Annotated in this window: 23 protein-coding genes and 1 pseudogene; 6 read left to right on the forward strand and 18 right to left on the reverse strand. The window is 60.1% G+C overall.

Annotation, left to right across the window (positions count from 1 at the left end; genetic code table 11):
* Positions 1–63: 63 nt before the first annotated feature.
* From urtD to cbiE, 12 genes are all read right to left on the reverse strand, one after another.
* Positions 64–933, reverse strand: a complete 870-nt coding sequence (urtD, locus tag ACA067_RS02725) for an urea ABC transporter ATP-binding protein UrtD (protein WP_497460509.1) — start codon at positions 931–933, stop codon at positions 64–66.
* The gene (gene urtC, locus ACA067_RS02730; RefSeq protein WP_497460510.1) at positions 930–2,009 is read right to left on the reverse strand and encodes an urea ABC transporter permease subunit UrtC; all 1,080 of its coding nucleotides are present in this window, start codon (positions 2,007–2,009) and stop codon (positions 930–932) included. Before urtC ends, urtD begins: the two co-directional genes overlap by 4 nt.
* Positions 2,009–3,511: an urea ABC transporter permease subunit UrtB gene (urtB, locus tag ACA067_RS02735; protein WP_497460511.1), complete on the reverse strand. Its 1,503-nt coding sequence runs from the start codon at positions 3,509–3,511 to the stop codon at positions 2,009–2,011. Before urtB ends, urtC begins: the two co-directional genes overlap by 1 nt.
* A 160-nt stretch (positions 3,512–3,671) precedes the next feature.
* Positions 3,672–4,937, reverse strand: a complete 1,266-nt coding sequence (urtA, locus tag ACA067_RS02740) for an urea ABC transporter substrate-binding protein (RefSeq protein WP_497460512.1) — start codon at positions 4,935–4,937, stop codon at positions 3,672–3,674.
* 351 nt (positions 4,938–5,288) lie between these two features.
* Positions 5,289–6,665 carry a PepSY-associated TM helix domain-containing protein gene (locus tag ACA067_RS02745; protein ID WP_497460513.1) on the reverse strand — a complete coding sequence of 459 codons (1,377 nt, stop codon included), beginning with the start codon at positions 6,663–6,665 and terminating at the stop codon, positions 5,289–5,291.
* Between the two features lie 211 nt (positions 6,666–6,876).
* Positions 6,877–7,347, reverse strand: coding sequence for a DUF2946 domain-containing protein (locus ACA067_RS02750; protein WP_497460514.1), 471 nt, complete (start codon positions 7,345–7,347; stop codon positions 6,877–6,879).
* A gap of 21 nt (positions 7,348–7,368) precedes the next feature.
* On the reverse strand, positions 7,369–7,848 hold the full coding sequence (locus ACA067_RS02755; RefSeq protein WP_497460515.1) for a copper chaperone PCu(A)C: 480 nt from the start codon (positions 7,846–7,848) through the stop codon (positions 7,369–7,371).
* A gap of 48 nt (positions 7,849–7,896) precedes the next feature.
* Positions 7,897–8,295: a DUF2946 domain-containing protein gene (locus ACA067_RS02760; protein ID WP_497460516.1), complete on the reverse strand. Its 399-nt coding sequence runs from the start codon at positions 8,293–8,295 to the stop codon at positions 7,897–7,899.
* A 97-nt stretch (positions 8,296–8,392) separates the two neighbouring features.
* On the reverse strand, positions 8,393–8,683 hold the full coding sequence (locus ACA067_RS02765; RefSeq protein ID WP_497455125.1) for an addiction module antidote protein: 291 nt from the start codon (positions 8,681–8,683) through the stop codon (positions 8,393–8,395).
* 132 nt (positions 8,684–8,815) lie between these two features.
* The gene (locus ACA067_RS02770; protein ID WP_497460517.1) at positions 8,816–9,544 is read right to left on the reverse strand and encodes a cobalt-precorrin-6A reductase; all 729 of its coding nucleotides are present in this window, start codon (positions 9,542–9,544) and stop codon (positions 8,816–8,818) included.
* Positions 9,541–10,638, reverse strand: coding sequence for a cobalt-precorrin-5B (C(1))-methyltransferase (locus tag ACA067_RS02775; RefSeq protein ID WP_497460518.1), 1,098 nt, complete (start codon positions 10,636–10,638; stop codon positions 9,541–9,543). Before ACA067_RS02775 ends, ACA067_RS02770 begins: the two co-directional genes overlap by 4 nt.
* The gene (gene cbiE, locus ACA067_RS02780) at positions 10,631–11,842 is read right to left on the reverse strand and encodes a precorrin-6y C5,15-methyltransferase (decarboxylating) subunit CbiE (RefSeq protein ID WP_497460519.1); all 1,212 of its coding nucleotides are present in this window, start codon (positions 11,840–11,842) and stop codon (positions 10,631–10,633) included. Before cbiE ends, ACA067_RS02775 begins: the two co-directional genes overlap by 8 nt.
* A 166-nt stretch (positions 11,843–12,008) precedes the next feature.
* Between cbiE and ACA067_RS02785 the strand changes: the two genes are divergently transcribed.
* The 6 genes and pseudogenes from ACA067_RS02785 (at position 12,009) to ACA067_RS02810 (ending at position 18,470) form a co-directional block, all read left to right on the forward strand.
* Positions 12,009–12,761 carry a hypothetical protein gene (locus ACA067_RS02785; protein ID WP_497460520.1) on the forward strand — a complete coding sequence of 251 codons (753 nt, stop codon included), beginning with the start codon at positions 12,009–12,011 and terminating at the stop codon, positions 12,759–12,761.
* 130 nt (positions 12,762–12,891) lie between these two features.
* Positions 12,892–14,205 (forward strand): annotated as a pseudogene (gene cobG, locus ACA067_RS02790) (precorrin-3B synthase); the annotation flags it as partial.
* Positions 14,206–14,832, forward strand: a complete 627-nt coding sequence (locus ACA067_RS02795) for a precorrin-8X methylmutase (protein WP_497462717.1) — start codon at positions 14,206–14,208, stop codon at positions 14,830–14,832.
* The gene (locus ACA067_RS02800) at positions 14,829–15,563 is read left to right on the forward strand and encodes a precorrin-2 C(20)-methyltransferase (protein WP_497460521.1); all 735 of its coding nucleotides are present in this window, start codon (positions 14,829–14,831) and stop codon (positions 15,561–15,563) included. Before ACA067_RS02795 ends, ACA067_RS02800 begins: the two co-directional genes overlap by 4 nt.
* A complete protein-coding gene (gene cobJ / locus ACA067_RS02805; RefSeq protein ID WP_497460522.1) occupies positions 15,563–17,266 on the forward strand; it encodes a precorrin-3B C(17)-methyltransferase in 1,704 nt (567 codons plus the stop codon). The genes ACA067_RS02800 and cobJ overlap by 1 nt, the downstream gene beginning before the upstream one ends.
* Positions 17,267–17,678: 412 nt before the next feature.
* Positions 17,679–18,470: a hypothetical protein gene (locus ACA067_RS02810; RefSeq protein ID WP_497460523.1), complete on the forward strand. Its 792-nt coding sequence runs from the start codon at positions 17,679–17,681 to the stop codon at positions 18,468–18,470.
* Positions 18,471–18,530: 60 nt separating this feature from the next.
* On the opposite strand, the gene ACA067_RS02815 is transcribed toward ACA067_RS02810, so the two are convergent.
* The 6 genes from ACA067_RS02815 to dusB form a co-directional block, all read right to left on the reverse strand.
* The gene (locus ACA067_RS02815; RefSeq protein WP_497460524.1) at positions 18,531–19,127 is read right to left on the reverse strand and encodes a MarC family protein; all 597 of its coding nucleotides are present in this window, start codon (positions 19,125–19,127) and stop codon (positions 18,531–18,533) included.
* Between the two features lie 64 nt (positions 19,128–19,191).
* Positions 19,192–21,969: a hybrid sensor histidine kinase/response regulator gene (locus ACA067_RS02820; RefSeq protein ID WP_497460525.1), complete on the reverse strand. Its 2,778-nt coding sequence runs from the start codon at positions 21,967–21,969 to the stop codon at positions 19,192–19,194.
* 99 nt (positions 21,970–22,068) lie between these two features.
* Positions 22,069–23,364 (reverse strand): phosphoribosylamine--glycine ligase, encoded by a 1,296-nt coding sequence (gene purD / locus ACA067_RS02825; RefSeq protein WP_497460526.1) that lies wholly within the window; start codon positions 23,362–23,364, stop codon positions 22,069–22,071.
* Positions 23,365–23,517: 153 nt separating this feature from the next.
* The gene (gene purH, locus ACA067_RS02830) at positions 23,518–25,125 is read right to left on the reverse strand and encodes a bifunctional phosphoribosylaminoimidazolecarboxamide formyltransferase/IMP cyclohydrolase (protein ID WP_497460527.1); all 1,608 of its coding nucleotides are present in this window, start codon (positions 25,123–25,125) and stop codon (positions 23,518–23,520) included.
* A gap of 81 nt (positions 25,126–25,206) precedes the next feature.
* Entirely contained in the window at positions 25,207–25,527 is a 321-nt protein-coding gene (gene fis, locus ACA067_RS02835) for a DNA-binding transcriptional regulator Fis (RefSeq protein ID WP_007907419.1), read from the reverse strand.
* A complete protein-coding gene (gene dusB, locus ACA067_RS02840; protein WP_497460528.1) occupies positions 25,524–26,534 on the reverse strand; it encodes a tRNA dihydrouridine synthase DusB in 1,011 nt (336 codons plus the stop codon). Before dusB ends, fis begins: the two co-directional genes overlap by 4 nt.
* Between the last annotated feature and the right edge of the window lie 10 nt (positions 26,535–26,544).

Genomic DNA, 26,544 nt, shown 5'->3' on the forward strand with positions numbered 1-26,544 from the left:
TTTATCGCCTGAAAGTACGCTTTCGCTGGCAAGCCAGCTCCTACAGGGGTTGTATTTGCGGGCCTATCGACCGAGGTAAACCTCGATGACGCGCTCGTTGTCCTGCACCTGCTCCAGCGACCCTTCCGCCAGCACGCTGCCCTGATGCAACACGGTGACGTGGTCGGCAATCGACCCGACAAAACCCATGTCGTGCTCCACTACCATCAGCGAGTGTTTGCCGGCCAGGCGTTTGAACAGTTCGGCGGTGAATTCGGTTTCGGCATCGGTCATGCCCGCTACCGGCTCATCGAGCAGCAGCAATTGCGGGTCCTGCATCAGCAACATGCCGATCTCCAGAAACTGCTTCTGACCGTGGGACAACAAGCCCGCCGGACGATTGACCGAGGTGGTCAGGCGAATGGTGTCCAGCACCTCGCTGATGCGATCTCTTTGTTCGCCACTCAGACGAGCGCGCAGGCTGGCCCAGACCGACTTGTCGGTTTTTTGCGCCAGCTCAAGGTTTTCGAACACGCTCAAGGCTTCGAACACTGTCGGCTTCTGAAACTTGCGCCCGATGCCGGCCTGGGCGATCTGCACTTCGCTCATCTGCGTCAGGTCCAGGGTTTCGCCGAACCAGGCCTTGCCGTGACTGGGTCGGGTCTTGCCGGTGATGACGTCCATCAGTGTGGTCTTGCCCGCGCCGTTGGGGCCGATGATGCAGCGCAGTTCACCGACGCCGATGTACAGGTTCAGATTGTTCAGTGCCTTGAAACCATCGAAGCTGACGCTGATGTCTTCCAGGGTCAGGATGGTGCCGTGGCGGGTGTCCAGGCCGGGGCCGACACTTTGACCGAGGCCGATGGCGTCGCGGCTGCTGCCGGCGTCCTTGTTGGGCTCCACCGGGAAAAACGCCGGTTCGAGCATGAATTCAGCCGTCGCAGTGACTCTCATTGCTCACCTCTCTTTTTAAGCAGGCCGATCACGCCTTTAGGCAGATACAACGTCACGACGATGAACAGCGCGCCGAGGAAGAACAGCCAGTATTCGGGGAACGCCACGGTGAACCAGCTCTTCATGCCGTTGACCACACCCGCGCCGAGCAGCGGACCGATCAAGGTGCCGCGACCACCCAGTGCAACCCAGACGGCAGCCTCGATGGAGTTGGTCGGCGACATTTCACTCGGGTTGATGATGCCGACTTGCGGCACATACAACGCGCCCGCCAGGCCACACAGCACCGCACTCAACACCCAGACAAACAGCTTGAAACCACGCGGATCGTAGCCGCAGAACATCAGGCGATTTTCCGCATCGCGCAGCGCGGTCAAGACCCGACCAAACTTGCTCTGGGCCAAGCGCCAGCCGATAAACAGGCTCGCCACCAGCAACACCACCGTGGCGAAAAACAGCACCGCGCGAGTGCTCGGTTCGGTAATGCCGAAGCCGAGAATGGTGCGGAAATTGGTGAAGCCATTGTTGCCGCCAAACCCGGTTTCGTTGCGGAAGAACAGCAGCATTCCGGCGAAGGTCAGGGCCTGGGTCATGATCGAGAAATACACGCCCTTGATCCGCGAACGGAAGGCGAAGAAGCCGAACACCAACGCCAATAATCCCGGGGCCAATACCACCAGGCACATCGACCAGAGGAAGCTGCTGGTGCCGGTCCAGTACCACGGCAATTCGGTCCACGACAGGAAGGTCATGAACCCTGGCAAGCCATCGCCCGAGGCCTGGCGCATCAGGTACATGCCCATCGCGTAACCGCCGAGGGCGAAGAACAGGCCGTGGCCCAGAGACAGCAGGCCGGCGTAACCCCAGACCAGATCCAGCGCCAGGGCGACGATGGCATAGCAGAGAATCTTGCCCACCAGCGTCAGCGTATAAGCCGAAACGTGAAACGCACTGTCGGGTGACAACAGCGAGAGCAGCGGCAACGTCAGCAGCAAAACGAGGACCACCGCACCGACAGCGATAGTGACTTTTGGGCCGGCCTTTTGGCTGGCGGTAAGCATCAGAGGCTGGTTCATCAGTCGATCACCCGTCCTTTCAGTGCGAAGAGGCCTTGCGGACGTTTCTGGATGAACAGAATGATCAGCGCGAGGATCAGGATCTTGCCGAGCACGGCACCGATCTGCGGTTCGAGAATCTTGTTGGCTATCCCTAGGCCGAAGGCGGCCAGGACACTACCGGCCAACTGACCGACACCGCCGAGTACCACCACCAGGAACGAGTCGATGATGTAGCTCTGGCCGAGGTCCGGGCCGACGTTACCGATCTGGCTGAGGGCCACGCCACCGAGACCGGCAATACCCGAGCCCAGGCCAAAAGCGAGCATGTCGACGCGCCCGGTGGGCACCCCGCAGCAGGCGGCCATGTTGCGGTTCTGCGTGACGGCGCGAACGTTCAGACCCAGGCGCGTTTTGTTCAGCAGCAACCAGGTCAGCACCACCACGAACAATGCGAAGGCGATGATCACGATGCGGTTGTAGGGCAGCACCAGATTCGGCAAAACCTGAATCCCACCCGATAGCCACGCCGGGTTGGCCACTTCGACGTTCTGCGCACCGAACACCAGCCGCACCAGTTGAATCAGCATCAGGCTGATACCCCAGGTGGCGAGCAGGGTTTCCAGCGGACGGCCATAGAGGTGGCGAATGACTGTGCGTTCCAGGGCCATGCCGACTGCGGCGGTGACGAAAAATGCCACTGGCAAGGCGATCAATGGATAAAACTCGACGGCTTGCGGAGCGTAGCGCTGGAACATCAACTGCACGACATAGGTCGAGTAGGCGCCGAGCATCAGCATCTCGCCGTGGGCCATGTTGATCACGCCGAGCAGGCCAAAGGTGATCGCAAGACCGAGGGCCGCGAGCAGCAGAATCGAACCGAGGGACATGCCGCTGAAGGCTTGGCCAAGCATCTCGCCGATCAGCAGTTTGCGCTTGACCTGGGCGAGGCTGGTTTCGGCGGCGGTGCGAACCGTGGCATCGGCTTCGACGGCGGGTTCGAGCAAACCTTCCAGGCGGGTGCGGGCCAGTGGATCGCCGGTTTCGCCGAGCAGCCGGACGGCGGCGAGGCGCACGGTCGGGTCGGTATCGACCAGTTGCAGGTTGGCCAACGCAAGGCTTAACGCTGCGTGAACGCTTTCATCTTTTTCGCTCGCCAGTTGCTGATCGAGGAATGTCAGCTGCGCGGGTTTGGCGCTTTTCTGCAATTGCTGCGCGGCGGCCAGACGGGTGTTGGCGTCGGCAGCGAGCAACTGGTGGCTGGCCATGGCGGTGTCGATCAGACCCCGCAGGTGGTTGTTCAGGCGCAGGGTTTTCGTCTGGCCATCGATGGTCAATTCGCCTTGTTGCAGGGCGACGATCAGTTCGACACGGGCCGGATCGGGTTGCGCGGCCCAGGATTCGAGAAGCTTGGCTTGTTGCATGGGATTGGCCGCGACGAAGTCTTCGGCGTCGCCGGAATGCGCAGCCATCGGCAACAACAGCGCGATGGCGAGAATGATGCGGTAAAGGGCGGTGGGCATAGAAAGTCGCCTTGCACGGACATTGTGGGAGCTGGCTTGCCTGCGATGCAGACGACTGGATGTATCTGATGCACCGAGGTGATGCCATCGCAGGCAAGCCAGTTCCCACAGGGATTTATGTCGGTCCTGAACGAAGTGTTCAGCCCCGACATCCAGTGGCTTAGTTGCTCTTCACCGCATACTCCGGCTTCTTGTCGTTGCCCGGAATGAACGGGCTCCACGGCTGGGCACGGATCGGCCCTTGCGTCTGCCACACCACGTTGAACTGACCGTCAGCCTGAATCTCGCCGATCATCACCGGCTTGTGCAGGTGGTGGTTGGTCTTGTCCATGGTCAGGGTGTAACCGGACGGCGCGGCAAAGGTCTGGCCGGCCAGGGCTTCGCGGACTTTGTCGACGTCGGTGGACTTGGCTTTCTCGGCCGCCTGCGCCCACATGTGGATGCCGACGTAGGTCGCCTCCATCGGGTCGTTGGTCACCGCTTTGTCGGCGCCCGGCAGGTTGTGTTTTTTGGCGTAGGCTTTCCAGTCGGCGACGAACTTCTTGTTCGCCGGGTTCTCGACCGACTCAAAGTAGTTCCATGCTGCGAGATTACCCACCAGCGGTTTGGTATCGATGCCGCGCAGTTCTTCTTCACCGACCGAGAACGCCACGACCGGAACGTCGGTGGCTTTCAGCCCCTGGTTGGCCAGTTCTTTATAGAACGGCACGTTGGAGTCGCCGTTGACGGTGGAGATCACCGCCGTCTTGCCCCCGGCGGAGAATTTTTTGATGTTGGCCACGATAGTCTGGTAATCGCTGTGGCCGAACGGGGTGTAGACCTCTTCGATGTCCTTGTCTGCCACCCCTTTGGCGTGCAGGAACGAACGCAGGATCTTGTTGGTGGTGCGCGGGTAGACGTAGTCGGTGCCCAGCAGGAAGTAGCGCTTGGCACTGCCGCCTTCTTCGCTCATCAGGTATTCCACCGCCGGGATCGCCTGTTGGTTCGGTGCGGCGCCGGTGTAGAACACGTTCGGCGACATCTCTTCGCCTTCGTATTGCACCGGGTAGAACAGCAGGCCGTTGAGTTCTTCGAACACTGGCAATACCGATTTGCGTGACACCGAGGTCCAGCAACCGAATACCACGGCCACTTTGTCCTGGGTCAGCAACTGCCGGCCCTTTTCGGCGAACAGCGGCCAGTTCGACGCCGGGTCGACTACCACGGGTTCGAGCATCTTGCCGTTCACGCCGCCCTTGGCGTTGATCTCGTCGATGGTCATCAACGCCATGTCCTTGAGCGAGGTCTCGGAGATCGCCATGGTCCCGGACAACGAATGCAGGATACCGACCTTGATGGTCTCGGCGGCCTGGAGGGTCCAGGTCATGCCCATCGCGGCAATGCTTGCCGATAGTGTGAAAGCCTTGATCAAGCTGCGACGCTTCATTGTGCGATCTCCATGAACGTTAGACATTTTTCTTGGTTGGCAGATGCGGGCTACTGAAGAGTCTTTAGCAAGGGCTGTGCCTGGTCGGCAAAAGGCAGGGAAATGTCGTATTAGAGCGGTTGCCGCGATTGGCGCCGCACCATCGAGGGACGAGGCTGGGGCAGTGGTGCGTCGAGGTGCGCCACATTGGGGCGCGGATATCGCTGTACGAACTGTAGGAGCTGTCGAGTGAAACGAGGCTGCGATCTTTTGATGTTGTTTTTTAAGAGCAAGATCAAAAGATCGCAGCCTCGTTTCACTCGACAGCTCCTACGGGGGGTGGTGCGTACATTCAGTGGGAATGTGTCTGTTTCATGATGAATAGGGGGCGGATTCGGTTTGCCGGTTGAATCGCGACAGCAGCCGATCCAGCAGCCACACCACCACCAGCGAAGCACCCACCAATGGAAACGCCACCGCCAGCCCGAACATGATGACCATCGCGGTTTTCCATTTCGGCAAGTCGTGACGCAGGGGCGGAACCCCGAGCTTGCCCTGCGGGCGACGCTTCCACCAGATCACCACGCCGCTGACAGCGCTGAGCAGGATCATCAGGCAGATCAGCAGCACGATGATCTGGTTGAACACACCGAACATCTTGCCTTCGTGCAGCATCACGCCCATTTCCGTGGCGCGGGCGACGTTGCCGTAATGCTCCCAGCGTACGTCGGCGAGGACGTCGCCGGTGTATTGATCGACGTGCAGGGTGGCGTCGTTGCGCGGGTCGTCGGCGAATACGGCGATGGTGAAGACACCGGTGGCCGTGGTCGGGAAGGTGATGCTGTAACCCGGTTCGACCTTGCGTTGCCCGGCGATATTCTGCACGTCTTGCAAGCTGATGGTGGGTGCGGCGGGACCGGCTTGGGCATTACCGTGGGCCATGTGTTCAGCGTGGTCGCCGGACATCGGCATCGGCGTGTTTTCCATGGCCCACGGCACGGTCTGGCGCGTAGCGCTGTTGAGGCTACGCGCCTCGACGTCGGATTTGGGCATGTCATTCCACATTGCATCCGGGAATACGTTCCACACGCCGGCGTATTGCTTGCCCCAGAACCCGGTCCAGGTCATGCCGCTGAGCAGCATCACCAGCAGAAACGCGGCGCCCCAGAACCCGGTGACTGCGTGCAAGTCACGCCAGAGCACGCGTCCGCGACTGCTCAGGCGCGGCCACAGGACGCCGGCTGCCTGGCCTCGTGGCCACCACAGGAACACCCCGGAGACCACCAGTACAATGCCCCAACCTGCGGCCAGTTCGACCAGTCGATCGCCGACGGTGCCGATCATCAGCTCGCCGTGAATGGCTCGTGCCACCGCTTGCAGGTTCTTCTTGGCGTCCTGCTCGCCGAGGATGTCGCCGTGGTACGGATCGATGAAAACGTTCAGCTCCTGGCCGGCATTGGTGACGACGAATTGTGCGCTGCGTTCGGCGTTCACCGGTGGCAGGTACTGCTTGATCGTTGCTTGTGGATAAGCATCTTTGACCCGCTTGAGCAGCTCGTCGGCCGGAACGCTGTGATGCCCGGCAGGGACGTTCAGCAAGCTGCCGTACATCAACGGATCGAGTTGCGGTTTGAACAGGTAGATGACGCCGGTCAGGGCCAGCATCACCATGAAGGGCGCGACGAACAGACCGGCATAGAAATGCCAGCGCCAGGCCAGGTTGTAGAAATTCGGTGTGGGCTGTTTCATCGGTTGTGCTCCGCTTGGCGAATCTATTGCCTGTAAAAGATCGCAGCCTCGTTTCACTCGACAGCTCCTACAGGGTGTACGCGCTCCCATGTAGGAGCTGGCGTAGCCTGCGATCCTTTGACTTTTCTTGTTAGAAACTCATGTCCAATGCCGCACGACACGGCCGGCAGCTGCGGCTGTCTTCTGGACCGTGTGAGATCGGAGGCGGCGTTTACGCGACGATGGGCGGGGCGCGGGTGCGGGCGCCGGGGAAGAAGGTTGCCCGGGCGTGACCCAGACGGGTGGGGAGGGTGGTGTAGGTGGTCGCTGTTGGTGGGTCGAATGCGACGAAGGACTGGCCGCCGGTGAGCGCTGGGCAGTTGAACAACAGGCTGCAATAGCCGCATTTCTCCCACAGCGCGTGATGTTCGGCCAGCGGCGGACAATGCTCGGCGGTGGCCGGGGCGCCATGCCCGGCGTGCTCTATCGCCGACATATCCCTACCCATATCCATGTTCATGTCCATCGACATGCTCATGGATATTTTCATCACTGCCGACGCGCGCTGATCCATCGGCATCGACTGAGAAATCAGCGGGCCGATAAAGATCATCAACATGGCGAACAGGCCGATCCAGCGGCCGCGGGTCAGGCTCGATGGCTGACGACGGCTCGTGGATGACCTGGCGCTAAGTGGGCGCATGGGCGTGTTCAGCTCTTCTGGCTACTGGACATGCGCATGGGATTGCATGCCATCCGGTGCCTTTTTCTGCACCGTGACTTCAACGGTCACGTCACCGGATTTTTCGAAATGCATCGTCAACGGGAAACGCTTGCCATCGCTGAGCAGGCTGCGGTCTTTTAGCTCCAGCAGCATCACGTGATAGGCCATCGGGGCGAAAACGACTGTGCCGCCAGTCGGGACTTCGACGCTCGGCACCTGCTGCATTTTCATCAGATCGTTCTGTTTCACATGCTCATGCAACTGGGCAATGCCGGCAATGGGCGACTCGACACTGAGCAGTCGGTCAGCGGTTTTGCCGCTGTTATGAATTTCGAAGTAAGCCGCGACGGTCGGTGCATTGGGCGGTAACTCCTGCGACCAGGGGTGAGCGATTTCCAGCTCCCCGGCCTTGTATTCATGGGCATTGGCAAAACAGGCAGGCAGCAGCAACGCAGCCAGAACGATGAGTTTGTTCAACATGGCAGTTCTCCGGAACGATTCAAGACGCAGGTCAATTGCGAGAAGAAATCACACCAGAGGAGAAGCGCGGGGGTTGAGGCTCGGCCATTGCTGGCGTGGAGTGGGCGATTCAAGAGCGGCGGCGGGCTGGCTTCGATTGGCATCGAACAGCGCGAAATATAGCTGCTGCACATGCCCGGGCAACGCCACCAGTGGTGCCGACCCGGAGCAGCACCAGCAATGCTGCATGTTGGAATGATCGTCGCCCTGCGGGGCTTTCTGCTCGATATCGCCCAGGGAAATCGCCACCATCTTCGTGCCGCTGGACGAACAGAAACTCCCCCACAGCAACTGGTCCGCCGGCGATTTCGCCGTCTGCGCCATCGCTCCCGTCATCGGCATGGCGAGCATGTTGAACAGCACTGCGAAGCAGGCGATCCAGGCAATTGCGAGCCGTTGTCGGGACATGGGACGGATCCGGTGGGTGGGCGATCAGGCGCGGCTATTTAGCCTGATCAGGGCCGATAAGTAAAAATGCGGCGTGCGGTGTGGTGTCGCAGCGCCGTCAGATAGCGATGGCATGCAAGCGCAAGCCCAAGGCTTTCATCACCTTCATGATAGTCGCGAATTCAGGATTGCCGGTACTGCTCAACGCTTTGTACAGACTCTCACGACCCAGGCCCGTATCTCGGGCAATCTGTGTCATTCCCTGTGCTCGGGCTATGTCGTTAAGTGCCGCGCGTATCAGAACACCGTCGCCTGCATCTTCTTCAAAGCAAGCGTCCAGATAAGCGGCCATTTCTTCTGGCGTTTTGAGAAAATCGGCGGCATCGAAACGGGTGAATTGTTCGGTCATGATTTACTCCTCATTACCGGGTTGGTGTACCTGATTAGTGCAGGGCACCCGGACTGTAGAAGTGAAGGCACAGAGTAGATAGCCGGCTCCGTCCGAGAGTGATGCCGGCAAAGTCGCGATGTTATGTAGGCTTCAGGAGTCGTCTGACACTGACAGGACTTTTAGCAGCTCACCCACCGAACCAAATTCCCGATCAACCCCCGGCAACACCGGCCGCTTCAAAACAATCACCGGCACGCCGCGCTCCCGCGCCACTTCCAGCTTCGGCTCGGTAGCCGTGCTGCCGCTGTTCTTGCTGATCAGCACATCAATCTGCCGACGTTTAAACAGCTCGCGTTCATGCTCGATCAGAAACGGTCCACGCGCGCCGATCACTTCGCTGCGCTCGTTGCCCGGATAAACCTCCAGCGCGCGCAAGGTCCAGAATTGCTCCGGCGGGATTTCATCCAGGTGCTGCAAGGGTTCGCGGCCGAGGGTGAACAGCGGTCGCCGGAAGGGTTTGAGTGCTTGGATCAGCTCGGCCCAGTCGCTGACTTCGCGCCAGTCATCCCCGGCTTGTGGTTGCCAGGATGGACGCCTCAGCGCCCAGCAGGGAATACCGCTTAAACAAGCGGCGGTCGCCGCGTTCTGACTTATTTGTGCGGCGTAGGGGTGAGTCGCATCCAGCAACAGATCGATCCCTTCATCGCGGATGAACTGCGCCAACCCCTCTGCGCCACCATAGCCGCCGACGCGAACCTGGCAAGTCAGATCAGTCGGTACGCGACCGACTCCGGCCAGACTATAGATGTGTTCCGTCCCAAGGGTTCGGGCGATGGCCAGGGCCTCCGTCACTCCGCCCAGCAACAAAATGCGTTTCATTGAAAGGCTCCTGCGTGGCCGACAATCCCGCCCTGGCGATCGATGGCAAACACTTCGACCTGCACCTGCGCCGGCACCACGCTACGGGCAAATTCCAGCGCGTGCCGACACACCGCATCACCGAGGGCAATCCCGGCGGCGCTGGCCATGGCCAGGGCTTGCTGGCTGGTGTTGGCTTCACGGATCGCCTGCTGCAACGCCTCGTCGGCGCCGACGGCAGCAGCCCACTCGGCCAGTTGCGGCAGGTCGATGCTCGAATGCCGACTATGTAAATCCATGTGCCGGGCGGCCAGTTTGCTGATCTTGCCGAAACCACCACAAATACTTAGCTTGTCCACCGGCACTTTGCGCAGGTGTTTGAGCACTGCACCCACGAAGTCGCCCATTTCGATCAGGGCAATTTCCGGCAAGTCGTAGACCTGGCGCATGGTGTCTTCGCTGGCGTTGCCGGTGCACGCTGCGATGTGCAGGTAACCGTTGGTTTTGGCCACATCGATACCCTGATGGATCGAGGCAATGTAGGCGGCGCAGGAGAACGGCCGGACAATGCCGCTGGTGCCGAGAATCGACAGACCGCCCAGAATGCCCAGGCGCGGGTTCATGGTTTTCAACGCCAACGCCTCGCCGCCCTCGACGTTTACGGTGACCTCGAAGCCGCCGCGATAATCGAGTTCCTCGGCGAGCAGGGTCAGGTGGTCGCTGATCATCTTGCGTGGCACCGGGTTGATCGCCGGCTCGCCGACGCCCAGCACCAGACCTGGCCGGGTGACGGTACCGACACCACGGCCGGCATTGAAGCGAATGCCCGGCGCGGCATCGAGGCGTACCTGCGAGTACAGCAGGGCGCCGTGGGTGACGTCCGGATCGTCACCCGCGTCCTTGAGGGTTCCGGCTTCGGCGCCCTCATCCAGCAGCCGACAGAATTCCAGGCGCATCTGTACCTGCTTGCCTTTGGGCAAAACGATTGCCACGGCATCTGCGCTCACTCCGCTCAGCAGCAGGCGAGCAGCCGCGAGGCTGGTGGCGGTGGCGCAGCTGCCAGTGGTCAGGCCGCTGCGCAGCGGTGCGGGTTGTTCGGCGGTTTCGTCACGCATCGAAGGGCTTGACCACGTCCAGCAATGTGATCGGCAACGCCTGGCGCCAGGTATCGAAGTCGCCCAACGGCTGCGCCTGGGCGATATGAATTCGCGTCAGCTCCCCGCCGTGTTGCTCGCGCCAGGCCATGAGGGTCATTTCGCTCTGCAGCGTGACCGCGTTGGCGATGAGTCGCCCACCAGGTTTCAGCTGAGCCCAGCAGGTGTCCAGCACGCCGTCGCGGGTCACGCCTCCGCCAATGAAAATCGCATCCGGGCGTTCGAGTCCGGCCAGCGCTTGCGGCGCACTGCCGCGAATCAATTGCAGGCCGGGCACGCCGAGGGCATCGCGGTTGTGCTCGATCAATTGCTGGCGCCCTTCATCGGCTTCAATCGCCAGTGTGCGGCAGCCGGGGTGCGCGCGCATCCACTCGATGCCGATCGACCCGCTGCCGGCGCCGACGTCCCACAGCAGTTCGCCGGGAACCGGGGCGAGACGGGCGAGGGTGATGGCGCGTACGTCGCGCTTGGTCAATTGACCGTCGTGCCTGAAGGCTGAGTCCGGCAGGCCGGCCAGTCGCGACAGGCGCGGCGTGTTCGATTCGGCGATGCATTCGATGGCGATCAGGTTCAAGTCGGCGACTTCTGGATCAGTCCAGTCGTTGGCGACACCGTCGATGCGTCGCTCGGCTTCACCGCCAAGATGTTCCAGCACGCTCAGGCGACTCGGCCCGAACCCGCGCTCGCGCAACAGCGCGGCGATTGCGGCAGGGCTGTGGCCGTCGTTGCTCAGTACCAGCAGGCGAACGCCGCTGAATAATTGTGCGTTGAGCGCGGCGATGGGGCGGGCGACCACCGACAGCGTCACCACGTCCTGCAATGGCCAGCCCATTCGCGCCGCGGCCAGAGAGCAGGAAGAGGACGCCGGCAAGATCAACATTTCATTGCTCGGCAATTGCCGAGCGAGGCTGGCGCCGACGCCGAAGAACATCGGATCGCCACTGGCCAGCACGCAAACCGGCTCGCCTCGCATGGCCAGCAACGCATCGAGGGAGAACGGACTGGGCCAGGTGTGGCGCTCTCCGCGGATGCAGGGTGGCAACAGGTCCAACTGTCGTTGGCTGCCGAAGATCTTCGACGCGGCCAACAACGCATGCCGGGCAGACTTGCCCAAACCTGTGAAGCCGTCCTCACCAATACCTGTCACGGTCAGCCAGCGTGCCATAGGTGTTCTCTATTCATCTGCATAAAGCGGCACATGATAACGCGGCGGCAGTAAATTGGAGTAATAGAATGTTTTAAGTTGGCTGCGCTGGTCAGTGGCTGGTGGTTCTGAAGTTGTATAACCTGATTTTTATGGAAGGATTTATTAATAGTCAAACGGATGAGCTATGGATCTTGATAAAATAGCAGGCCTGGACTTGGCGGCTTATTCTGAAGCGTTTGAACGTGATTTTGCAGTGAGAAAGATAAAGGCCGTTCAACATCGTGCCTTGCTGGATCAACGAGCGGCCGCCGGATCGCTCTTGGGCGGTAATCTGATCAGTACGGCAAGGGGCATGACACGACAGGACAAGCGAGACGTCAACTCAAGCGTACGGTATGCCCAGTGGTATGCCAGTCAGGCGCGCAATCGTGAAACAGACGCTCAGGGCTGGTTTTCCCTGTTTGCCGTCGTGCTAGGGGACATGGGTTGGGAGGTCGACGAAAAACGTGTCGTCGAGCAAAGTTACAATAACTTTTCAGGCAGGGTAAGTCAGACTTATTTGAGCAGGATTGCAGCGATTAACAGCCAAATGGCAAAAGTTACCCAAGAGATGTTTGAAACGCTATTGGTTAATACTTCGGTGCTGGGGTCATTGTCCACGGAAAGTCGGCGTGGCAGGGAGTTTGCGATCGCCCCCGCTGAATATGACAGTCAGGGGCGGTTGTCACTGGATTTGAGTGATTTTTCGTTGAAGGCTCGATCCCAGCGAGAAAATTTTCTGTTTTGGGACTGGAACGAGGGGAATGTGACGCTCATGCATCGAGCGGCACCTTTTACCCTGAACAGAGGCAGATTTGAAGAAGTCCGATCGCAGTTGAGTGACCGGCTCGATCGGATCGCTGACGCCATATTCGAGTTCTATCAGGAGCGTCTGTGAGGGAGGCCGCATGATTGGCTGGAGGCCGGAGCATTTGCGACACGCGGACTTATGATGCTGCGCGGTAAAGCAGGCATAATACGGCTCGCCTCCGTCAGGAGGTGCGTCCACTTCTGATCCGGTCATCCCTTTGAACAAACTCCCTGTATCCCGCGCTTTACGCCCCTCGGCTTGTCCGGGGTTGCTGCGTATCGTACAGGCCAGAGATGGTGGTATCTGCCGGATAAAACTCGCAGGCGGCGCCATCAGTGCAGTGCAGGCCAATGCCGTTGCCGAGGGTGCGCAGCGTTATGCCCGTTCAGTGATCGAGGCAACCAACCGGGCTAACCTGCAGATTCGCGGCATCGCCAATGAGCAGGCAGCGTTGATCGAAAGTCTGCTCGCCGCGGGCCTTGGCCCTTCGAATGCGGCGGGCGACGATGTGCGTAATCTGATGCTGAGTCCGAGCGCGGGAATTGATCGACAGATGCTGTTCGATACACGTGACTTGGCCCGGCGGATCCTCGCCACCCTGCAAGGGCATGCACCCTTTCACGACCTCAGCGCCAAATTTGCCGTGCAACTCGATGGCGGCGAAGGTTTGGCGATGCTCGAACACCCCCATGATGTGTGGTTGTCCGCTGTCGAGCATGAGGGCGAGCGGCGGTTGGCTTTCGGCCTGGCGGGATGTCCCACCGATCGGCCGGCGGGTTCTGTTGCACTCGAAGACGGCCATGCTCTGGTGGTCGCAGTGCTCGAATTATTCCTGGAACTGGCGGATCCCGATCAAACGCGGATGCGGCATTTGCTGATCAGCGTGCCGGCCGCCGAGTTCCTCGCTCGACTGGCCGAACGCGTGTCCTTCGAACCTGTTGCAAAGTGGCAGCGTTCATTGAATTCAAACGTTTTGCACATTGGCGCTCATCCGCAGGCGCAAGCCGATCATGTCTATGTCGGCGCCGTGCCGCCGCTGGGCCGGCTCGATTGCGCCATGCTCCGAGGCGCCGCTCAACTGGCGCAGGAATACGGTGATGCAACGCTGCGGTTCACGCCATGGCAAAGCCTGCTGTTGCCGAACATTCGCAGCGAGAACGCAGCCGAAGTCATCCGCCGCCTGCATCAGTTGGGCCTGTTGTGCGAAGCCGATCAAGCCTTGTCGCGGTTGATCGCCTGCACAGGTTCAACAGGATGCGGCAAAGGCCTGGCCGACACCAAGGGTGATGCCCTGCAACTGGCGGCTGTACTGCAGGGCCATTCTCAAGTCTTAAACGTTCATCTGTCCGGTTGCTCGCGCTCCTGTGCCGCTGCGCATGTTGCTCCGGTCACGCTGCTGGCTGCCGGCCCCGGTCACTACGACCTCTATTTTCGCGATGCGCGGCAGCCGGGTTTCGGCGCCCTGCACGCACGCAACCTTACTATTGAAGCGGTCGGCGCCTTGCTCGACGCCCGTTCACGGAGCCCCTTGATGCTTGATTACATTCGCGACGGTCAGGAGATCTATCGCAATTCCTTCGCGATTATTCGCGCCGAGGCCAATCTCGACCGGATACCCGCCGATCTGGAGAAACTAGCGGTACGGGTGATCCACGCCTGCGGCATGGTCGATGCGATAGACGGTCTGCAGTTTTCCGAAGGCGCGGGCAAGGCCGGACGTGAGGCGCTGGCCGCAGGCGCACCGATTCTGTGTGATGCGCGGATGGTGTCTGAAGGCGTGACCCGCACCCGTTTGCCAGCGAACAACCAGGTCATCTGCACCCTGCGCGATGACAGCGTTCCCGAACTGGCCCGCGAGTTGGGCAACACTCGATCCGCCGCCGCGCTCGAACTGTGGCGACCGCACCTGGAGGGCAGCGTAGTGGTGATCGGCAACGCACCGACCGCGCTGTTTTATCTGTTGGAAATGCTCGACGCTGGCGCCCCGAAACCCGCGCTGATCCTTGGCTTTCCAGTGGGCTTCGTCGGCGCCGCCGAATCCAAGGCAGCGCTGGCGGCGGACAGTCGCGGTGTGCCTTTTGTCATCATGCAAGGCCGGCTGGGCGGTAGCGCCATGGCCGCCGCCGCCGTCAATGCCCTCGCCACGGAGATCGAATGATGCAGACACCTGGACGGTTGATCGGCCTTGGCGTCGGCCCCGGTGATCCGGAGTTGATTACAGTCAAAGCCCTGCGTCTGCTGCGCGAATCGCCAGTGGTGGCGTACTTCGTCGCCAAGGGCAAGAAGGGCAACGCGTTCGGGATTATCGAAGCGCATCTGCAGGACGCTCAAACCTTGCTGCCCCTGGTGTATCCGGTGACGACCGAAGCGTTACCGGCGCCGCTGTCTTATGAGCAAGTGATCAGCGATTTCTACGATACGGCCGGCCAGGAACTGGCTGCGCATCTCGACGCCGGCCGTGACGTGGCGGTGATCTGTGAAGGTGATCCGTTCTTCTACGGTTCCTACATGTACCTGCACGATCGTCTGGCCGAGCGTTACGAGGCCGAAGTCGTGCCGGGTGTCTGTTCGATGCTCGGCGGCGCTTCGGTACTCGGTGCGCCGTTGGTGTATCGTAACCAGAGCCTGTCAGTGCTGTCCGGCGTGTTGCCGCACGATGACCTCAAGCGACGTCTGGCGGATGCTGATGCGGCGGTGATCATGAAGCTGGGGCGCAACTTCCCGAAAGTCCGTCAGGTATTGAAAGAACTCGGCTTGGCCGAACGTGCGCTGTACGTCGAACGTGCGACCATGGCCAATCAGAAGATCGTGCCGCTGGATCAGGTCGAGCCGATGTCGTCACCATACTTCTCGCTGATCATCGTCCCTGGTGAAAGGTGGCAAGGCTGATGACTCGTCCAGCTCCGGCGATTGTCATTCTCGGCAATGGCAGCCTCGCGACCGCGCGTAAAATTCAGCAGGCTTACCCCGGCGCGTCGATCCACGGTCTGGCCGAACGGGTCGAGGGTGCGGATCGTGAGTATCACGAATTTGGCACCACCTTGCGCGAACTCTATCAGCAAGACACACCCATCATTGCCCTGTGCGCAGCCGGCATCGTGATCCGCACCCTGGCGCCACTGCTGGTTGAAAAGGGCGCCGAGCCGCCGGTGCTGGCCGTTGCCGAAGACGGCAGCGCGGTGGTGCCGCTGCTCGGTGGTTTGGGCGGCGTGAATGTCCTGGCGCGAGAAATTGCTACTGTGCTGGACGTGGCGGCGGCCATCACCACCAGTGGTGAATTGCGTTTCGGAACTTGCCTGCTCAATCCGCCAAGCGGTTATGCCCTCGGCGATCTGGAACTGGGCAAACGCTTCGTTTCCGATTTGCTGGCGGGTGAAACGGTTCGCATCGAGGGTGCGGCCCCGTGGTTGGCGCAAGCACAGTTGCCTGAAAATCCGCGAGCACGGCTGGCCGTGCATGTCGGTCATGCCGAGCGTGAGCCTGCGGCCAACGAACTGCTGATCTATCCGCGTAACGTTGTGGTCGCGGTGAGTGCCCACGCAGTCAGTGTGCCCGGCGCCGTTCGCGACGCGTTGCATCGGGCAAAAATCGCCGTGCAGTCGGTGGCCTGTCTGCTGGCTGCCGACACCGAAATGGCCAATCCGACGCTGCGTGAAGCGGCGCTTGAACTGGGCGTGCCGTTGCGCTTTGCCGACGATGTCGGTGCGGTCAGCGCGCTGGCAAGCAACGCCATCGAGCCGCCTGTATTGATCTTGGGTGATGAGGCCATTGCCATCGCGGTTGCCGAGAAACCTTTGGATCCCTTGGCGATTGGCCGTCTGCGCGGCCGACTTGCGGTGATCGGTCTTGGCCCTGGCGCTGCCGAACTGATGGTCCCGGCAGTCAAGGCCGAGCTGGCTCGCGCCAATGACGTGCTGGGCTATGAAACCTATGTGCGCATGGCCGGCCCATTCCGCGCTGACCAAGTGATGCACTGCACCGACAATCGTGAAGAGATGCAGCGTGCGCGTCACGCTTTCGCGCTGGCGGGGCAAGGGCGTTCGGTTGTAGTGGTTTCATCGGGCGACCCGGGTGTTTTTGCCATGGCTGCGGCGGTGCTGGAAGCACTACACGAGTCCACCGATCCGGCGTGGCACAACGTCGATCTGGAAATTTTGCCGGGCGTTTCCGCGTCCCTGGCGACAGCCGCCCAGGCCGGTGCTCCCTTGGGTCATGACTTCTGTGTCCTGTCGCTGTCTGACAACCTCAAACCGTGGGACATTATCGAGAAGCGCCTCGATCTGGCGTCACAGGCTGACCTGGCTCTGGCGTTCTACAACCCGATTTCGCGTTCCCGTCCATGGCAGCTTGGCCGGGCGCTGGAAATTGTCGCTCGACATCGTACGCCTCAGACGCCGGTCGTCCTGGGGCGCGACATCGGTCGCCCAGGACAGACGCTACGAGTGACGACGCTTGGCCAGTTGACTCCGGACCAGGTGGATATGCGCACCATGGTTCTGGTGGGATCGTCTACTACCTGCGTATTTGCACGTCCAGGTGGCGGTGATTGGGTGTATACCCCACGCTGGTACGGAGAGAAGCCCACCTCCTGACGCCTTGCTCGTTGTTCAAAAAAGCCATGGCAGACGAGTGTTTACTCCAGTTGCTGTGGCTTTTTCTTTTTGATCTCGTGAAAAAATACGCCAGAGTATGTAGGTTAATTCTTCTCTGGCCAGGGATACGTTACTCGCTAATTATCTTGGTGATTCGGATTGTTTACCTTTGCGTGTAGGTCGACTTCTCGCTTTTTTATAGAGTTGTGCTGAGGCGTGCCTGGTTGTTAGGTTTTGCTTTTTTTGAAGTGTTTATTTTGTGGGTGTTTGTTGTGAGTTGCTGCGGGTAAGTTGATGTTTGGGTCTTTTTTTTCAGTTTTGATGGTGTTGAAGTTCTCTGTTCGGTGCGATAGGTTTTAGTGGAGAGCTAATTCAGGCTGTCTTGAATATTTAAATAAAAGGATTTATTGAAATGGATAAGATGAATGAAGTAGAGGCGAGTGCTTATTTCGATCAATGTCTTGAGCAGTGTCGAGCCAAACTTGAGCTTGTCGGTCCGAAAGCTCGTGTGCGTTCAGCGGCTACGTTACCTATTGATAGGGATGAGCTGAGTGCCGCGGTTATGGGTAGCGCTGTGGTTGGTTTTCTGGAGGGGATGAGTCGACGCAACAAGCGTATTGTAAAAAACACATACGCTTATGCCGATATTGCTTCAAGGTTCTTATACCCAGGTAAAACAGAGAAACTGGCGTGTTATGAGTGCTTCAAAAATCTTATGTTTTCGATGGGCTGGACCGAATATCACGGTGCTTTCACTGAATACAAGTCCAGCACCGCAAAGCTTACATTGGATAATGTAGCCCTGGATATTATTCACTCTGCTGCCGGTGGTTTGGCGGGTTCCGCTGCGAGTGCGCTGAAAGTTGTCGCGGACAAAACCTTTGAAGCGTTAAAGAAACAACCTGATGCCGTCAAGCTTCTTGAGCATCATGCGGCTGAAGCCAACGGTGCAGGCTTCGGTGTGTCTGCTTGCAAACAGGACGATGATGCTGAGGTGACGATGGTCGTGGGTACGCTGCGTTATGACTCATCGGCGAGTAATACAAAAATTCTTTTTGTGGAATGGGACAGTGCCGATGTCCAAATCTATCAAGGTAGAGCTCACTTCAGTATTCACGAGGAAGACTTGAGAAAAGAGGCTGAGTGCATCAAGTATCTCGACGATCTTAGAGAAGTCATATTCATGGAGTTCGCGCCGGTTTAAATGAAGTTCAGTTGCCAGAGGCGTCGGGCTCGGGCCTCTGGCTTTCAGTCGCGACTGCCGCTAAGGCACCAGATACCCCTTCACCCCGGTAAAAATAATCTGCGCCGCCAGCGCGCACACAAACAACCCCATCAGCCGACTGACAATCTGCAAACCCTGGTCACCCAGAATTCGCTCAATCCGGTTGGACAGATAAAGCACCACACCGACGGTGAGGCTCGCCAGGGCGATACTGAGGATGGCCATGAGCTTGTCGTCCCAGTGTGGTTGGCTCACGCCCATCACCAGCAAGGCGCCGATGGTGCCGGGGCCGACCGTCAGGGGAATGGTCAGCGGAACGATGGTCACGTCCTGTTGCACGTTATCGGTCTGCACCGCCGACTTGCCCTGCGCCATGCCCAGCGCCGAGATGAACAGCACGCTGCCGGCGCCGATGCGGAAGGCGTCCACGGTGATGCCGAAGACATTGAAAATCACCCTTCCGAACAGGTACAGCAAGACGCTGGAAACCAGCGTGGCCGTCGCCACTTTCCAGGCCAGCCGACGTTGTTCCTTGCGCGAATAACCGCGGGTCAGACTGATGAAGCAGGACAACACGAAGAATGGGCTGTAGAGCACCAGCATCTTCAGGTAAACGCTGAACAACACGTGGAGCATGGTGCAAGCTCACTGGCGAGGGAAGTCGAGGGGGAGTCTATCAGGCACTGCGGAGTCTGTCGGCTCAGGACGTTTGCGTCGCCGCCCGGTTCTGCTCATCGCGCTGGGCAACCCAGTGTTCGATCAGTTCACGCAACTGCGACAGCTCGACCGGTTTGGCCATGTGCCCGTCCATGCCGGCCTGGCGCGCGCGTTCCTTGTGCTCGGCGAGGATGTGCGCGGTCAACGCGACCACGGGGGTGCGGGTTCGCTGGTTGCCGACTTCCCAGGCGCGCAATTGCTGGGTGGCGGAGAAACCGTCGAGGATCGGCATTTCACAATCCATCAATACCAGGTCGTAACGTTGGGCTTTCATCGCTTGCAAGGCCTCTTCGCCATTGCTGGCGGTATCGGGTTGCAGGTTGAGTTTGCCCAGCATGCCGCGGATCACCTTGGTCGAAATGCTGTTGTCTTCGGCCACCAGAATGCGGAAGTCGCTGGGCACCTTGACCGGCAGGGCAGGGCCGGGAGGCAGCTGATGCGAAGCGACGAGCCCCTTGTCACGCTGGTTCAGTTCATCCGCCAGTGTCGTCTTGAGGGTGTAGCCGGCCACCGGCTTGGCGAGGATGCGTTTGATCCCGGAATTGCGCGCGATGATCTTGCTCGGCGCATTGCTGATGCCGGTGAGCATGATCAGCAGGATGTCGTGGTTGAGGCTCGGGTCTTCCTTGATCTTGGCCGCCAGTTGCATGCCGGTCATGCCGGGCATGTTCTGGTCGAGCAGTACCACGTCGAAATAATCGCGCAAGTGGGCCTTGGTGCGCAGCAGCGCGAGGGCCTCCTTGCCCGAAGCTACGGCGCTGACGTTCAGGCCCCACGCGCTGCACTGCTGCACCAACACCTTGCGGCAGGTGTCGTTGTCGTCCACCACCAATACCCGTGCGCCCTGTAGCGGACCATCGAGGTCGGAGGTGGGGTGTTCGAGACGGTCAGGGTCCAGCGGCAAGGTCAGCCACAAGGTACTGCCCTGGGTGCTGCCGCTCTTGATGCCGAACTCCCCGTGCATCAAACGGATCAGCTGGCGGGCGATCACCAGGCCCAGATGGCCCCCCAGGCGGGAGGCCGAGAGAAAGTTTTTGCTGTGCAGTTCGGCGTGCATCAGCGCGTCGCGTTCTTCGGTGTCCATGGGCTCGCCGCTGTCCTGTACGGCAATGCGCAAGCGCGGTTTGGCGCTGCGCTCGTCGAGGGCGACGACGATCAGGATTTCACCTTCATCGGTTTTTTTCAGAGCGTTTTCCAGCAGGCTCAGCAGGGTCTGGCGCAGGCGCGTCGGGTCACCGCTGATCACCCGAGGTACTTGCGGCTGGATAAAGCTGATCAGCTCTACGTTCTGCTGCTCGGCCTTGGCGCGGAAGATGCTCAGGCAGTCTTCGATCAGCGCGTTGAGATCGAACTGGACGTCATCCAGCTCGATCTGCCCGGATTCGAGCTTGGAGATGTCGAGGATCTCGTTGATCAATGTCAGCAGTTCATTGCCGGCACTGTGGATGGTTTGCACGTAGTCGCGCTGCTTGACCGAGAGTGGCGTGCCCAGCAGCAGTTCGGTCATGCCCAGCACGCCATTCATCGGGGTGCGGATTTCGTGGCTGATCTTGGCCAGGAATTCGGCCTTGGCATTGATCTCGGCGTTGCTGGCGGCCAGATCGCGGCTGAGGCTGAAACGGTCTTCGGTGATACTGCGCTGGCGTTCGCTCAGGGCAATGCTCATCAGCAGGCCGCTGATGCAGATGAACACCAGCAGGGCGGTGATCAGGCCTTGCGGCTCGACCAGGGTCAGCCCCAGCAGGGCGGGCAGGATAATCAGCGTGCCGACGTTGAATACAACCATCGCCAACACGAAAAGGCGGGCGGGACGATAGCCTTTTTGCCAGTGGTGGACGCTGACGAACAACATGCTCAGGCCCGCCAGTGCGACCAGGGCGTAGGTGATGATGTTCAATGGCAGCGTGTTGACGAACAACAGCAGCAGGCCGCAGACGATGATGACCACGATGTCGCCTAGCAACAGTTTGTTCAGCGGGTGCGGGCCGAGCGGGGCGAAAAAGCGATAGGCGAACATCAGGCCGCACGGAGCGGTCAGCAGCAGGGCGAGATAAGCGCCAGGCGTCTGGACCGCTTGCCAGTCCGGCAACCATGGCCCCGCGAGGTTCAGCAGCAACACCAGGCTGAGCATCAACAAGGCTTCACAGCCAGACAGCCACAGGCAGCTGCGCGACCGGGTGTACGCGTAGCGGATCAGGTTGTGCAGGATCAGCATCCCGAGGCAGCCGAACAGCAGGCCGTAGATCAGGGTCTGGTTCTGATTGGCCGCGATCATGATTGCCGATTGCAGGGTGATGTAAGGTCGCATCTGGTGTTCGGAGACCAGGCGCAGGTAAACGTCGAGGGGTTTGTCGCTTTGGGGTAACGGCAACATGAAGTCGCTGTTGGGCAATGGCCGGTCAACCTGAGGCTGTTCCGCGCCGCTGTCCAGCTCCTCGATCAGGCTGTCGCCTTCCAGTACATAAAGATCGAGGTCGGAAAGGTCGGGAGCGAACACCCGCAGCAACTGTTCGTGTTTGCCGGGTGCGAGCCTGAAACGCAACCATAGCGCACCATCGGGCTCAGCGGCGGAAAGGTGTTCAAGCTCGATGGGGCTGAATTGATTGGAGTAGCGAGCGGAGCGGATGTCACTCAGCTGCAGGTCGCCCTGTTCGTCGAGCAATACCGCCCAGCCACTGCCTTGCGCGGCCAGGGCCGGTAGCATGCAGAGCAGTGTCAGCAGAGTGACAGTGAAACCTATGGCAATCCTGAGCCAGCGCACGGCGAAATCCCTTCGTAGGTTGATGCCAGAATATAACTATGCGCGGCCCCGGAATAGCCCGGCAAGGGCCTGAAGCCCTTGCCCTGCCGAATGGATGGCTTATTCCTGATTTTCGCCACGCTCGCGGGCAATGGCGCGGTAGCCAATGTCCTTGCGATAGAAACAGCCTTCCCAGTCGATCCTGCCCGCCAACGCGTAAGCCTGTTGCTGAGCAGCATCGACGCTGGCACCCATGGCAGTGGCACAGAGCACCCGACCACCGGCTGTCACCACTTGACCGTCCTTGAGTGCAGTGCCGGCGTGGAAGACTTTGCCTTCCAGTTCCGCGGCTGCATCCAGACCGTTGATGGCCGCGCCTTTGGCGTAGTCACCAGGATAGCCGCCAGCGGCCAGCACGATGCCGACGCTCGGACGTGGATCCCATTGTGCTTCGACCTTGTCCAGGGCTTGCGCCAGGGCAGCTTCGACCAGCAACACCAGGCTCGACTGCAGACGCAGCATGACCGGTTGGGTCTCGGGGTCACCGAAACGGCAGTTGAATTCGATGACTTTCGGGTTACCTGCCTTGTCAATCATCAGGCCGGCGTACAGGAAACCGGTGTAAACGTTGCCTTCCTCGGCCATGCCGCGCACGGTAGGCCAGATCACCAGGTCCATGACGCGCTTGTGCACTTCGCTGGTGACTACCGGAGCTGGGGAGTAAGCACCCATGCCACCGGTGTTCGGGCCGGTGTCGCCGTCGCCGACGCGTTTGTGGTCCTGGCTGGTGGCCATTGGCAATACGTTCTTGCCGTCGACCATGACGATGAAGCTGGCTTCTTCGCCGTCGAGGAACTCTTCGATCACCACGCGCGAACCGGCGTCACCGAAAGCATTGCCCGCGAGCATGTCGCGTACGGCGTCTTCGGCTTCTTCCAGGGTCATTGCAACGATCACGCCTTTGCCGGCGGCCAGGCCATCGGCCTTGATCACGATCGGTGCGCCTTTTTCACGCAGATAAGCCAGGGCCGGCTCGATCTCGGTGAAGTTCTGGTAGTCGGCGGTCGGGATCTTGTGGCGAGCCAGGAAATCCTTGGTGAAGGCTTTCGAACCTTCCAGTTGCGCAGCGCCAGCGGTCGGACCGAAGCAATCCAGGCCGCGGGAGCGGAACAGATCGACGACGCCGGCGACCAGTGGCACTTCCGGGCCGACGATGGTCAGGGAAACGTTCTTCTGCGCAAAATCTGCAAGCTGCTCAAGGGCGAGCACGTCGATGGCGACGTTCTCGCACTTGGCTTCGATGGCGGTGCCGGCGTTGCCCGGGGCAACGAAAACCTTCTGCACGCGCGGATCCTGAGCCACTTTCCAGGCCAGGGCGTGTTCACGGCCACCGCTGCCAATGATCAAAACATTCATTTCAAAAACCTCGGATGACGCTAATTCTGGAGGCAGCACTGAAGCTGCTTTTCTGTGGGAGCTGGCTTGCCTGCGATAGCATCTCCTCGGACTGCCTGACAGACCGAGGTGCCTGCATCGCGGGCAAGCCCGCTCCCACAGTGATCGTCGTACTTAGTGACGGAAGTGGCGCATGCCGGTGAATACCATCGCGATGCCAGCCTCGTCAGCTGCCGCAATCACTTCGTTGTCACGCATCGAGCCGCCTGGCTGGATCACCGCAGTGATGCCGACCTTGGCCGCATTGTCCAGGCCATCGCGGAACGGGAAGAAGGCGTCGGAGGCCATCACCGAGCCTGCTACCTGCAACCCAGCATGCTCAGCCTTGATCGCAGCAATGCGCGCGGAGTTCACGCGGCTCATCTGGCCAGCGCCGACGCCGATGGTCTGACGGTTCTTGGCGTAGACAATGGCGTTGGACTTGACGTACTTGGCAACTTTCCAGGCGAAGATCAGGTCGTGGATTTCCTGTTCGGTCGGAGCACGCTTGGTCACGACTTTCAGGTCATCGGCGCTGATCATGCCGATGTCACGGCTTTGTACCAGCAGGCCGCCGTTGACACGCTTGTAGTCCCAGGCAGCAGCGCGGTCAGCCGACCACTCGCCGCAGGCCAGCAGGCGCACGTTGGCTTTTGCGGCCACGATGGCGCGAGCTGCTTCGCTGACGGACGGGGCGATGATCACTTCGACGAACTGACGCTCGACGATAGCCTTGGCGGTTTCAGCATCCAGTTCGCGGTTGAAGGCGATGATGCCGCCGAACGCGGATTCGGTGTCGGTGGCGTAGGCCAGCTCGTAGGCCTGACGAATGCCGCCTTCGGCGTCCGGGCTCACGGCCACGCCGCATGGGTTGGCGTGCTTGACGATGACGCAGGCCGGCTTGACGAAGCTCTTCACGCATTCCAGCGCGGCGTCGGTGTCGGCCACGTTGTTGTACGACAGTTCCTTGCCTTGCAGTTGGGTCGCGGTAGCGATGCCGACTTCGGCAGGCTTGGTTTCCACGTAGAACGCCGCGCTCTGGTGCGGGTTCTCGCCATAGCGCATTTCCTGGGCTTTGACGAACTGGCTGTTGAAGGTGCGCGGGAATTCGCTACGACCTTCGGTGCTGAGTGTTTCAGCGGCCTGGTTCACGGTGCCCATGTAGTTGGCGATCATGCCGTCGTAGGCGGCGGTGTGCTCGAAGGCCTTGAGCATCAGGTCGAAGCGCTGAGCGTAGGTCAGGCCACCGGCCTTGAGGCTTTCCAGGACGTTGGCGTAGTCGCTGGCATTCACCACGATGGCCACGTCCTTGTGGTTCTTGGCGGCCGAACGGACCATGGTCGGGCCGCCGATGTCGATGTTCTCGATGGCGGTCGGCAGGTCGCAGCCTGGCTTGTTGATGGTCGCTTCGAACGGGTACAGGTTGACCGCTACCAGGTCGATCGGCTTGATACCGTGCTCGTTCATGATGGCGTCGTCGATACCGCGACGACCGAGGATCCCGCCGTGGATTTTCGGGTGCAGGGTTTTCACCCGCCCGTCCATCATTTCTGCGAAACCGGTGTAATCCGCGACTTCCACTGCGGCAACGCCATTGTCACGCAGCAGCTTGAACGTCCCGCCAGTGGAGAGGATCTCGACGCCCAAGGCTTCAAGCTCCTTGGCGAATTCGAGGATCCCGGTCTTGTCGGAAACGCTGATCAAAGCGCGGCGGATCGGCAGGCGGGTAGTCTGGTCGGTCATTTCAATTTCCATCAAAAGCAAAGGAGTCAGCAAAAAAGGCGACCGTTTTTACGCGGGCGCCTTTCTGGTTTGATTGAATGCTTACAGCAAATCGTACTGCTTGAGTTTCTTGCGCAGGGTGCCTCGGTTCAGTCCGAGCAGCTCGCTGGCCTTGGTCTGGTTGCCCTTGACGTAGTTCATCACGCACTCGAGCAGGGGCGCCTCGACTTCGGACAGCACGAGGTTGTACACATCCGTGACGGCAGCGCCCTCAAGGTGGGCGAAATAATTGTGCAGCGCCTTCTCGACACTCCCGCGAAGGGTCTGGCCTTCTTCGCTCGGCGTATTGAGGTGCTGTTTCAAATTCACGTTGTCGCTCACGGGTGTTGTTCCACTCACTAAAGTCTCGGTCATCATCGTCATGCGGCCACCTCGTCTCCGTCCCCTGTCAGGCTCTTGTAACGTTCGGCGAAGAAGCCCTGAACGTTGGCGCATTGTGCTTCCGTATCTTCCAAACGATTGAAGCGGGCGCGAAATTCCCTGGCGCCCGGCAAGGTTGCGAGATACCAGCCCACATGCTTTCGAGCGATGCGTACGCCCATGACGTCTCCGTAGAAAACGTGCAGCGCAGCCAGATGCTCAAGCAGAATGCGTTCCACCTCGATCAGGTCCAGTGCCGGGAGTTTCTCGCCGGTGCGCAGGAAATGATCGATCTCACGAAAAATCCATGGCCGCCCCTGGGCAGCCCGGCCTACCAGCAGGCCATCGGCACCGGTCGCGTCGAGCACGTACCGGGCCTTCTCGGGTGAATCGATATCGCCGTTGGCGAAGACCGGAATCGACACCGCCTGCTTGATCGCGGCAATGGTGTCGTACTCGGCTTCGCCGGTATACAAATCGGCACGGGTGCGGCCATGAACCGCCAGCGCCGTGATGCCTGCCTGCTCGGCGATCTTCGCCACGGTCAGGCCGTTCTTGTTGTCCCGGTCCCAGCCGGTGCGGATCTTCAGGGTGACCGGCACATCAACCGCAGCCACCACGGCCTGCAGGATCTCGGTCACCAGTGCTTCATCTTTCAACAGGGCGGAACCGGCGGCCTTGTTGCAGACCTTCTTCGCCGGACAGCCCATGTTGATGTCAATAATCTGCGCGCCCAGTTCGACGTTGGCCCGGGCCGCATTCGCCAGCATCTGTGCATCACCACCGGCGATCTGTACCGAGCGTGGCTCGGGATCGCCTTCGTGGATCATGCGCATGCGCGATTTGCGGGTGTTCCACAAACTCATGTCGCTGGTGACCATTTCCGAGACTACTAGCCCCGCGCCCAGCCGCTTGCACAGCTGACGAAAGGGCTGGTCCGTGACACCCGCCATCGGGGCGAGAATCAAGCCGTTGTGTAATGTGTATGGACCGATGCGTACCGCCGACATAGGGCTTCCC

Source organism: Pseudomonas sp. LBUM1674, assembly GCF_059695635.1.